General features: G+C 70.3%; 6 protein-coding genes and 1 pseudogene. 5 read left to right on the top strand and 2 right to left on the bottom strand.

What is annotated here, in order from left to right:
• The 5 genes and pseudogenes from RWP81_RS09165 to RWP81_RS09145 all read left to right on the top strand — a co-directional run.
• Nucleotides 1-265 (top strand): annotated as a pseudogene (locus tag RWP81_RS09165) (glutaminase); the annotation flags it as partial.
• Between the two features lie 81 nt (nt 266-346).
• The gene (gene glgX, locus RWP81_RS09160) at nt 347-2,569 is read left to right on the top strand and encodes a glycogen debranching protein GlgX (RefSeq protein ID WP_314455160.1); all 2,223 of its coding nucleotides are present in this window, start codon (nt 347-349) and stop codon (nt 2,567-2,569) included.
• A gap of 5 nt (nt 2,570-2,574) precedes the next feature.
• Nucleotides 2,575-4,980: a malto-oligosyltrehalose synthase gene (treY, locus tag RWP81_RS09155; RefSeq protein ID WP_314455163.1), complete on the top strand. Its 2,406-nt coding sequence runs from the start codon at nt 2,575-2,577 to the stop codon at nt 4,978-4,980.
• 67 nt (nt 4,981-5,047) lie between these two features.
• Nucleotides 5,048-6,799 carry a malto-oligosyltrehalose trehalohydrolase gene (gene treZ / locus RWP81_RS09150; RefSeq protein WP_399540572.1) on the top strand — a complete coding sequence of 584 codons (1,752 nt, stop codon included), beginning with the start codon at nt 5,048-5,050 and terminating at the stop codon, nt 6,797-6,799.
• A 181-nt stretch (nt 6,800-6,980) separates the two neighbouring features.
• Nucleotides 6,981-9,131, top strand: coding sequence for an alpha-galactosidase (locus RWP81_RS09145; RefSeq protein ID WP_314455152.1), 2,151 nt, complete (start codon nt 6,981-6,983; stop codon nt 9,129-9,131).
• 281 nt (nt 9,132-9,412) lie between these two features.
• On the opposite strand, the gene RWP81_RS09140 is transcribed toward RWP81_RS09145, so the two are convergent.
• Nucleotides 9,413-10,228 (bottom strand): tryptophan-rich sensory protein, encoded by an 816-nt coding sequence (locus tag RWP81_RS09140; RefSeq protein ID WP_314455148.1) that lies wholly within the window; start codon nt 10,226-10,228, stop codon nt 9,413-9,415.
• A 180-nt stretch (nt 10,229-10,408) separates the two neighbouring features.
• The gene (locus RWP81_RS09135; protein ID WP_314455145.1) at nt 10,409-11,137 is read right to left on the bottom strand and encodes a glutamine amidotransferase-related protein; all 729 of its coding nucleotides are present in this window, start codon (nt 11,135-11,137) and stop codon (nt 10,409-10,411) included.
• Nucleotides 11,138-11,315 lie beyond the last annotated feature (178 nt).

Below are 11,315 nucleotides of genomic sequence, written 5' to 3'. Positions count from 1 at the left end.
GCGCCGAGGTTTCGCGGCCGAGTCGCAGCGGCACCGCGCCGAGCTGTCGGCCGCGGCCGCGCGCGGCGGCGTCCCCGAGGGCGAGACCGTGCACATCGAGTGGCATCCGATCGATGTGGCCCGCCTGGGCGCGGGATCGAGCCCGCTGGCCGTCCGCGGGGGAGAGACGCTCGTGAGATGGAGCGCGGCCGGCGGCTACATGCCCCTCGCGCGCTACCTCGACGAGCGGATCGACCTTCTGCGGCATCCCCCGGAACGTGCATAGGCAGCCGCGCGCATAGTCGGGGCGGGAGGACCTGTCAACAGCGGTGACTGCGGTCCGAGCCCGAAACGACGCTGGTCTATCGTGAGCGACGTGCAGCAGGTATGGCCAGGATCCAGTTATCCCCTCGGGGCCACTTACGACGGTAATGGGACGAACTTCGCCCTGTTCAGTGAAGGAGCGGAACGCGTAGAGCTCTGCCTCTTCGAAGAAGACGGAACGGAGACGCGCTTCGATCTCGTGGACGCCGATGCGTTCGTGTGGCACGGTTACCTTCCCAACATCCAGCCCGGGCAGCGGTACGGCTATCGCGTGCACGGGGAGTACGAGCCGAAGAGCGGTAAGCGCTACAACGCGAGCAAGCTGCTTCTCGACCCGTACGCCAAGGCCGTCGAGGGGCAGATCGACTGGGGTCAGCCGGTCTTCAGCTACGAGTTCGGCGACCCCGACTCGTTCAACGACGAGGACTCCGCCTCGCACATGATGAAGGGCGTGGTCGTGAACCCGTTCTTCGACTGGGCGGGCGACCGACAGCCGAAGATCCCCTACGCCGAGAGCTTCATCTACGAGGCCCACGTGAAGGGCCTCACCCAGCTGCACCCCGACGTGCCCGAGGAGCTGCGCGGCACCTACGCCGGCATCGCCCACCCCGCCGTCATCGACCACCTGCGCAAGCTCGGCATCACCGCCATCGAGCTCATGCCGGTGCACCAGTTCGTCAACGACTCCACTCTCGAGGAGAAGGGGTTGTCGAACTACTGGGGCTATAACACCATCGCGTTCCTCGCCCCGCAGAACACCTATTCCTCGACCGGTGACCACGGCCAGCAGGTGCAGGAGTTCAAGGCCATGGTGAAGGCACTCCACGCTGCCGGCATCGAGGTCATCCTCGACGTGGTGTACAACCACACCGCCGAGGGCAACCACATGGGCCCCACGCTCTCCATGCGCGGCATCGACAACGAGGCGTACTACCGCCTCGAGGACGACGACAAGCGTTACTACACCGACTACACCGGTACCGGCAACAGCATGAACGTGGGCAATCCCCACACGCTGCAGCTCATCATGGACTCGCTGCGGTACTGGGTACTCGAGATGCACGTCGACGGCTTCCGCTTCGACCTGGCATCGACCCTCGCCCGCGAGTTCTACGAGGTGGACAAGCTCGCGACCTTCTTCGAACTCGTGCAGCAGGACCCGATCGTGTCGCAGGTCAAGCTCATCGCGGAGCCGTGGGACGTCGGCCCCGGGGGCTACCAGGTCGGCAACTTCCCGCCCCAGTGGACCGAGTGGAACGGCAAGTACCGCGATACTGTGCGCGACTTCTGGCGCGGCGAGCCCCAGGCTCTGGGTGAGTTCGCCTCGCGCCTGACCGGTTCGGCCGACCTCTACGAGCACTCGGGCCGCTTCCCCGTGGCATCCATCAACTTCGTCACCGCGCACGACGGCTTCACGCTCCGCGACCTCGTGTCGTACAACGACAAGCACAACGACGCCAACGGTGAAGACAACAACGACGGCGAATCTCACAACCGCTCCAGCAATATGGGTGTCGAAGGTCCCACCGACGATGCCGAGGTGCTGAAGCGTCGTGCGCAGCAGCAGCGCAACTTCATCGCGACCCTGCTCCTCAGCCAGGGCGTGCCGATGCTGCTCCACGGCGACGAGCTGGGCCGCACGCAGGGCGGCAACAACAACGGCTACGCGCAGGACAATGAGATCACGTGGGTGGACTGGTCGAACATCGACACCCCGCTCATCGAATTCACCGCCGCCCTGGCGCGTCTGCGCAAGCAGCACCCCACCTTCCGTCGCAGCCGGTTCTTCGACGGCCGTCCCGTGAAGATGGAGGAGGGCGCTCCCATCCCCGACGTGGTGTGGCTGCGCCCGGACGGCTCGCTCATGCAGCCCGAGGACTGGGACAACGGCTTCGGTCTCGCGGTGGGCGTCTTCCTCAACGGCCAGGGCATTCGCGAACGCGATCGCCGCGGCGAGTCGATCAGCGACGACCACTTCCTCGTGCTCTTCAACGCGGGTGACGACAAAGTCGACTTCCGCCTCCCCGACTTCGAATACGCCCCCAAGTGGGACGCGTACGTCGACACCGCGGGGGAGCGGGCCAACACCGAGCCGCTCGACCCCGGTGAGACGCTCCCGCTGGAGCCGAAGTCGCTGATGGTGCTGCGCGAGCACCACCTGCCCGAGCCGGAGATCGACCACTCGGTGGCCGCTTCGCTCACGGCGCAGATCCAGGTCGTCGGCACCGACGAGATGCCCGGGCAAGCCCCCAAGCCGGAGCTGTGACCGAGATGCGGCATCCGCTCTCGACCTACCGCCTGCAGATCCGCGAATCGTTCACCCTCGACCAGGCCGCCGAGGTCACGGACTACCTCCGTGACCTCGGGGTCTCGTGGGCGTACCTCTCGCCGATCCTCGAGGCCACTCCGGGCTCGGACCACGGCTACGACGTCGTCGACGTCACGCGGGTGGATCCGGCCCGGGGCGGCGCTGTCGGTCTCGACCGGTTCGCGGCAGCCGCGCGCGCCGAGGGACTCGGCATCCTGATCGACATCGTGCCCAACCACATGGGCGTGTCGGAACCGCGCACGAATGCGTGGTGGTGGGATGTGCTGCGCCAGGGCCGCGCCTCGGCGCACGCGAGCGCGTTCGACATCGACTGGGAGTTCGGCGGCGGCAAGGTGCGCGTGCCGGTGCTCGGCGATGATCTCGACGCCGTCATCGACGAGATCTCGTACGACCCCGCCCCGGCCGAGGACGCCCCCGACGGACTGATCCGCTACTTCGACCACGTCTTCCCGGTCGCACCGGGAACGGGGACGGATGCCGCGGCCTCGGGCTCGCGCGACGCGATCCAGGCCCTGCTCGACGCGCAGAACTTCGAACTGCGCTTCTGGCAGGACGAGGCGGCCGACCTGAACTACCGCCGGTTCTTCGCCGTGACGACCCTCGCGGGCGTCCGCGTCGAGCTGCCGGAGGTCTTCGAGGCCACGCACGCGGAGATCCTGCGATGGGTGCGCGAGGGACTCGCCGACGGCCTGCGGGTCGATCACCCCGACGGCCTCGTCGACCCGGGCGGTTACCTCGACCGTCTCGCCGCGTCGTTGGCCGAGGCGAGCGGGTCCGAGGTGGGCTACGTGCTGGGGGAGAAGATCCTCGAGCACGGAGAGGCACTGCCCTCGTGGTGGAAGACCGCCGGCACCACCGGCTACGACGCGCTCGCCGAGATCGACCGCGTGCTCACCGATCCCGCGGGTGAGGCGGCGCTCGACGCACTCGATGCGCGACTGCGCGTCGACAGCGACCTGCCGGTGCTGACCGGCTGGCACGACCTCATCCACGACACCAAGCGCAAGATCGCCGACTCCATCCAGGTGTCGGAGATCCGCCGGATCGTGCGGGGGCTTCCCGCGCCGCTGCGCGAGGAATTCGAGGCCGAGGTGCTGCAGGACGCGCTCGCCGAGATCCTCGCGTGCTTCCCGGTCTACCGCTCCTACCTCCCCGCCGGCCGCGCGCACCTCGACGCCGCAGCGGGCGAGGCCGAGGTGCGCCGACCCGAGCTGGGCGACGTCATCGAGAAACTCGTGCCGGCCCTCGCCGACACCGACCTCGAGATCGCCTGGCGCTTCCAGCAGACAACCGGTCCCGTGATGGCGAAGGGCGTCGAAGACACGGCGTTCTACCGCTACACCCGTCTCGGCTCGCTCACCGAGGTGGGCGGCGACCCGGGTCAGTTCGCGCTCGATGTCGCTGGCTTCCACGCCGCGCAAGCCGCCCGGCACGCGTCGTGGCCGCTCGCGATGACCACCCTGTCGACGCACGACACCAAGCGCGGGGAGGACACGCGCGCCCGCATCGCGGTGCTGGCCGAGATGCCCGAGCGGTGGGCGGCGCGCCTAGAGCAGTTCCAGGGCATCGCCTCGACCGGTCACGGCCCCTTCGACGCACTGCTGTGGCAGGCAATCATCGGGGCGTGGCCCGCCTCGGCATCCACTCCCGAGGGGCTGAAGGTATACCGCGAGCGTCTGCACGCGTACGCCGAGAAGGCCGCGCGCGAGGCGAGCGAGGTCACCGGCTGGTGGGAGCAGGACGAGGCGTTCGAAGAGCGCATGCACGCGGTCGTCGATGCGGCGACCGGCCCCGCCGCCGAGCGCGTCCGCGCCTTCGTCGACGAGATCTCGGCCGCGGGCTGGTCGAACGGCCTGTCGGCGAAGCTCCTGCAGATCCTCGCCGCCGGTGTACCCGACGTCTACCAGGGCTCGGAGCTGTGGGAGCAGTCGCTCGTCGACCCCGACAACCGCCGAGCGGTCGACTTCGCCGAGCGGCGCCGTCTGCTCGCCGACATCGACGCCCCGGGGGCGACCCCGCCGGTGGTGGATGCCACGGGCGCGGCCAAGATGCTCGTGACCTCCCGGGCGCTGCGGGTGCGCCGCGATCACCCCCTCGACGTCTACCGGGCGCTCGAGGCTGCGGGCGTGGCATCCGATCACGTGGTCGCCTTCGACCGTGGCGGGGTGTCGGCCGTGTCGACGCGTCTGCCGTGGGGTTTGGCCGAGAGCGGCGGGTGGCGCGACACCGTGCTGCTGCTGCCCGAGACGCCGGTCACCGACGTCTTCACCGGTCGCACGTACCCCGGCGGTCCGACCGCGTTGTCCGACCTGCTGTCGACCTACCCCGTTGCCCTGCTTGTCTCCTGACCCTGCGCGCGGCGGGGTGCCCGCCCCGCCGCGCGACCCCCATTTCACGCGTGAAGGAAGAACCGACATGAGCATCGACGTCTGGGCACCCAAGGCGAAGCGGGTGCGGCTGCGCCGGCTCGACGACAGCGGTGACACGGTCATCGAGGACGTCGAGATGGCATCCGCCGCCGACGGATGGTGGACGGCCCCCGTCGACCTCGCCGACGGGGAGCGCTACGGCTTCGTGCTCGGCGACGGCGACGACCTGCGCCCCGACCCGCGCTCGCGGCGTCAGCCCGGTGGCGTGCACGAGGCGTCGGCGTGGTTCGACCCCTCGGTGTACTCCTGGAACGACACGGCGTGGACGGGCAAGCAGCTCGCGGGCGGATTGATCTACGAGCTGCACCTGGGAACCTTCACCCCCGAAGGGACCCTGGATGCCGCGGTCGGCCGCCTCGACCACCTCGTCGACCTCGGCGTGACCCACGTCGAACTGCTGCCGGTCAACGGCTTCAACGGCACGTGGAACTGGGGCTACGACGGCGTGCTCTGGTACACCGTGCACGAGGCCTACGGTGGCCCCGAGGCGTACCAGCGGTTCGTCGACGCGGCGCACGCGGCGGGCCTCGCCGTCATCCAGGACGTCGTGTACAACCACCTCGGCCCCTCCGGAAACTATCTGCCGGAGTTCGGGGAGTACCTGCGCGAGGGCAGCCGCAACACGTGGGGCGACTCGGTCAACCTCGACGAGGACGCGGTGCGCGCCTACATCGTCGAGAACGCCCTGATGTGGATGAGCGACTACCACGTCGACGGGCTGCGTCTGGATGCCGTGCACGCGCTGCTCGACCACCGTCCGGTGCATGTGCTGCAGGAGCTCGCCGAGCGCACCGACGCCCTGTCGGCCCACCGCGGAGTGCCGCTCACCACCATCGCCGAGAGCGACATGAACGACCCGAAGCTGATCCTCCCGCGGGAGGCCGGCGGGTACGGTCTCACCGCGCAGTGGTCGGACGACTGGCACCACACCGCGCACGTCGCGCTCACCGGGGAGACCATCGGCTATTACGAGGACTTCGCCGACATCGAGGCGTTCCGAAAGGTCAGCGAGGGCGGCTTCTTCCACGACGGGACGTATTCGACGTTCCGTGAGGAGAAGCACGGCAAGCCCATCCCGGATGCCGTGCCCAACTGGCGCCTGGTGACCTTCGCGCAGGACCACGACCAGATCGGCAACCGCGCCGCCGGCGACCGGCTCTCGCAGACCCTCGGCTACGACCGTCTCGCCGCGGCCGCCGTCTTGACCCTCACCGCGCCGGGCACGCCGATGCTGTTCATGGGCGAGGAGTGGGGAGCGACCACGCCGTGGCAGTTCTTCACCTCGCACCCCGAGCCCGAGCTCGGCAAGGCCACCGCCGAGGGGCGCATCGCCGAGTTCGAGAAGATGGGCTGGGACGAATCGACCGTCCCCGACCCGCAGGACCCCTCGACGTTCGAGAACTCCAAGCTCGACTGGGACGAGGTGGGCGAGGGCGATCACGCGCAGCTTCTCGGGCTCTATCGCGAGCTCGCGAAGCTCCGCCGCGAGCGCCCCGAGCTCACCGATCCCTCCCGCGAGGGGCTGTCGGCCGACGCCCGCGAGGCCCTGGGCGGACGCGTCTACGAGCTGCGCCGCCGCGACCTCCTCGTCGTGGTGAACCTCTCGGATGCCGAGGCCACGGCATCCGTCGTCTCCGGCGCCCGGGTGCTGCTGGCGACGGCAGAGGGCGTCGTGCTCGACAGCACGTCGCTGACGGTGCCCGCGGGCGCGAGCGCGATCGTCGGTCCGGCGCTCTGATACCCCTTCGACGGCCCCGCCCCTTTTCGGGCGGGGCCGTCTGCCGTGCGGGCAGGGCAGCGAGTTGTCAGACTGTGCATCAGCACGGCCCGGGCGAAGCAGCCGCGCTTCGATGAGCTCTGCGCCGTTTCCCCTGTATCGCTCGGTGAACACGCAATCGTCCCATGGGAGGAATCACGCCATGTCGCACCCCGCCGTCGTCCCCGAGACCGCCCCGGCGGCGCACCTCCGCGCCGGCGGAACGAGCGTCGTCGTCGACCTCACCGCGCACCCGGCCCCCGCGATCATCCACTGGGGTCCCGACCTCGGCGTGCTCGGGGCGGAGACCCTGTCGTCGATGGTGGTCGCCGCGCGTCCGCAGCGCGTATCCGGGGGCATCGATCAGACCCCCCGACTCACGATCGTTCCGACCGCCGCGGCGGGGTGGCCCGGTGCTCCCGGCTTCGAGGGCGGACGCGGCGGGGTCGTGCAGGGGACGGTGTTCACCCTGGCATCCGTCGATTCCGACGCCGACACCCTCGTGCTGCACCTCGTCGACCACCAGCGCGCGCTGCGCCTGCGCGCAGACCTGCGGGTCGCGGCGTCGGGCCTGTTCTCGCAGACGCTCACCGTGGTCAACGACGGCGCCGACGACGTCGTGATCGCGGCGCTGCAGCCCACCTTCCCGTTGCCGTGGGAAGCGACCGAGATCCTCGACACGACCGGCCGGCACCTGCGCGAGCGTTCCGCTCAGCGTCACGCGTTCACCTTCGGCACACACCTGCGTGAGAGTCGGCGGGGTCGCCCCGGCGCCCACGCCACGCTGCTGCTCGCCGCGGGTCGCCCCGGCTTCGGGTTCGAGTCGGGGCGGGTGCACGGCATCCATGTCGCGTGGAGCGGCAACCAACGCGTGTTCGCCGAGCGGTTGCCGCTGGGGGAGGCGCTGCTGGCGGGCGGTGAGCTCGCCGCGTGGGGCGAGATCGTGCTCACTCCGGGGCAGGAGACGTCGTCGCCGACGGTCTACGGCTCGTGGGGTGACGGCCTCGACGACCTCGCCGCGCGGTTCCACGACACCTGGCGCGCGCGTCCGCAGCACCCGGCGCGTCCGCGACCGATCACCCTGAACACGTGGGAGGCGGTCTACTTCGACCACCGCCTGCCGAAGCTCACCGCGCTCGCCGACATCGCCGCCGAGATCGGCGTGGAGCGGTTCGTGCTCGACGACGGCTGGTTCCGCCATCGCCGCGACGACACCGCGGGCCTGGGGGACTGGTACGTCGACGAGGACGTGTGGCCGGAGGGGCTGAGTCCGCTCGTGGAGCACGTGAGCAGTCTCGGCATGGAGTTCGGGCTGTGGTTCGAGCCCGAGATGGTCAACCCCGACAGCGATGTCGCCCGCGCCCACCCCGAGTGGATCCTGCGCGGACGCGAGGAGCTGCCGCCCTCGGCCCGCCAGCAGCAGGTGCTGAACCTCGCGCACCCCGACGCGTACGCGTTCATCCTCGAGCGCATGAGCGACGTGCTGCGGGCGTACCCCATCGCGTACGTGAAGTGGGACCACAACCGCGACCTCGTGGATGCCGCGAGCGGGCCCGGCGGCGGCTCCGCCGTGCACGCCCACACCCTTGCCGTGTACCGCCTGATCGACGAGCTCAAGGCCGCGTTCCCGGGACTCGAGATCGAGAGCTGCGCCTCGGGTGGGGCGAGGGTGGACCTCGGCATCCTGGGTCTTACCGACCGCATCTGGACGAGCGACTGCCTCGACCCCGTCGAGCGGCTCGCGAACCAGCGGTACACCGCGCTGGTCGTGCCGCCCGAGATGATGGGCATGCACCTGACCACCCCGCACGTGCACTCCACCGGTCGCACGGTCTCGCTCGCGTTCAGCGGCGCCGTGGCCCTGTTCGGGCACTTCGGCATCGAGTGGGACCTCACCACGCTCGACGAGCGCGACCGCGCCCTCGTGGGCGAGTGGGTCGCCCTCGCCCGCCGGGTGCGACCGCTGGTGGCGACGGGGCGCGTCGTCAATGCCGACGTGACCGACCCCGGTCTCGACGTGCGCGGCGTCGTCGGAGCCGATCGCGACCACGCCTTTTTCACCATCGCGCAGACCCAGACCCTCATCTCCTCGCCCGCCGGCCGCGTGCGCCTTCCGGGCCTCGACCCCGATCGCGCGTACCGGGTGCGCCTGGTCACCCCGGGCGGGCTGGTGCAGGAGCCCGCGCAGTCGCCCCTCGCGTGGGCGCATCACGACACCGTGCTGACCGGGCGGCAGCTGGCCCAAGCCGGTATCCGGCCGCCCGTGCAGAATCCGCAGCGGGCCGTGGTGGTGGAGCTGACGGCGGCGCCCTGACGCGAGTCGACGCCCACCCGAGGATCCGTCGCGGCGCTCGCCACCCCGGCCCGCCGCTCTTGCGACGGATGCCGGAGGTCTAGGGCTCCGGCTGATCACGCGGGGGCTCTGTCCCCGTGGGCGGCACCCGGACGGTGCCCGCGCCGGGCGCGGCGTCGAGGGCGTCCGGCGGTCAGGGCGTTGAGCGCGTCCAGCGCAACGCTGAACAGGGCGGCGACGATCTCGAAGACGACGTTCACCCGGCACCGCGCGAGCGGGGATTAAACACCGGACGCGTGCGGTCAGTCGACGCTGGGCCGGATGAGACGCAGCAGGCGCACCACGGCCGGCAGCCCCAGGACGACGACGGCGACGATGATCGCCGTCACGCCGATCGGGGTGTTCTGGGGTTCGCCGCCGAAGCGTTCGACGGCCAACCAGCTCAGGCCCCACGCGAGGGCGAGGGCCGGGGTGATGCGCCAGCCGCTCCGCCACGCGATAGCGAGCCCGATGAGTGCGACCACGATCAGCACGGCGATGCCGATAGCGCTCGCCGCGTCTTCCCAACGGGGCGGGACGACAGTGGTCAGGTAGGCCGCGGTGTTCGCCACGGTGGCCAGCGTGACCCAACCGAGATGGAGGCCGGTGACGCCGTCGATGAGAACGGAGTCGACCACGCCGCCGCGCGGCTCGCGGGTGGCCACGGCGACCTTGAAGGTCCAGCCCAGAGCGGCGAGAAGCAGCACGATCACCACGACCGTGAGGAAGAGGGTGCCGAAGCGGGCGGCGACGAGCCAGAGGCCGTTGAGCGTCATCGTGAGCGCGATGAGCCACCCGAGTGCGCGCTGGCGCGGATTCGTCCGCTGGCCGGGGAGCGCCTGCCAGACGCTGTACGCGATGAGGCCGAGGTAGATCACCGACCAGATCGAGAACGCGGGTCCAGCGGGGGCGAGGTAGGAGCCGTCGGTGTCGAGGGCGCCACCCTGCTGGTCTTGGACGGCGGAGTTGCCGAAGGCCCCCGCTCCGATGACGGCCGCGATGAGCATGAACGACAGCGCGGACAGGACGACGATCTGGCGCGCGAGGTCGGAACCCCGCCAGGTGCGTGAAGCGTTCATATCGAGAACACTAGAAAAGCTAGGTAAATGTGCGCGGTGGGCTTGACATCCTGCTGCGCGCGAGGGTGACGTGCTCGGTGCGTACGCCGTCCTGCGGGTCCGGGCGCGACACGCCCCCGCGGGCCGGGGTCGGGGCGGCGCGACGCACGCGAAGTCTGCGCGACGGCGCTCGCCGCGGGATCAGGCGGCGACGGCGCGAGCCGCGAACGAGCGCAGCAGACGGGTCGGCTGCTCGACCGACGCGGTGCGCACGTGCGCCGAGACCTCGTCGAACGCGTCGGCGTCGAAGTACCCCGCGTCGCGATACACGCGCATGCGGGCGACGAACGCGTCGGTGGTCGGCTCGGGATGGAACTGCGTGGCCCACAGCCCCGCGCCGGCGCGGTAGGCCTGCACCGGGCACGCGTCGTTCTCGGCGAGAAGGGTCGCACCGGGCGGCACGCTGTCGGCGCCCTCCTTGTGCGCGGTGAGCGCCTCGAAACGAGGACTCAGGATGCCGAACAGCTCGTCGCCGCGCCCCGCCTCGGTCAGCACGATGTCGGCGGGGCCGGTGTCTTCGGGGTGCTGCAGCGTCACCGTTCCGCCCAGCAGGCGGGTGACGACGCCGATTCCGAAGCAGGTGAAGAGGACGTTGCTCCGGCCCTCGATGGCTGTCGCCGCGAGGCGCTCGAGGTCGCGTTCGAGGCGGCGCTGCTCGTCGGTCTTGTCGGGGTCGGTGACGTTGAAGGGGCTTCCACCCACCACGACGGCGGCGAAGCGATCGAGGTCGGCGGGCAAGGGCTCGCGAACGAGGTCGTGGTGCACCAGATCGGCGTCGCCGACTCCCAGCCCATCGCGGAATGAGGCCCATTCGGCCACGGCCGCAGCACGCTGCGGACGGGCGCAGACGTAGAGCAGGGAGGCGGTCACCAGGAGATTTTATGCGGCGAGGACCCCGCGCGGGGTGGGGGTGGAAACGCGGCGAAACGTTCGCGCGGCGGTGGGCGGGCAGCGTGGACGCTTACGTATAAACGCGATCCGTGCGCGGAAACACGTTGGGAGAGCGTTCATGCGCACGAATCGCGTTTATGCGTGAGCCGGCCGACGG

The sequence above is a fragment of the uncultured Microbacterium sp. genome, from assembly GCF_963521695.1.
In the GTDB taxonomy this organism is placed as follows: Bacteria; Actinomycetota; Actinomycetes; order Actinomycetales; family Microbacteriaceae; genus Microbacterium.
The sequence above is the reverse complement of the archived record's forward strand: the minus strand, read 5'-3'. Positions and strand labels throughout refer to the sequence as shown.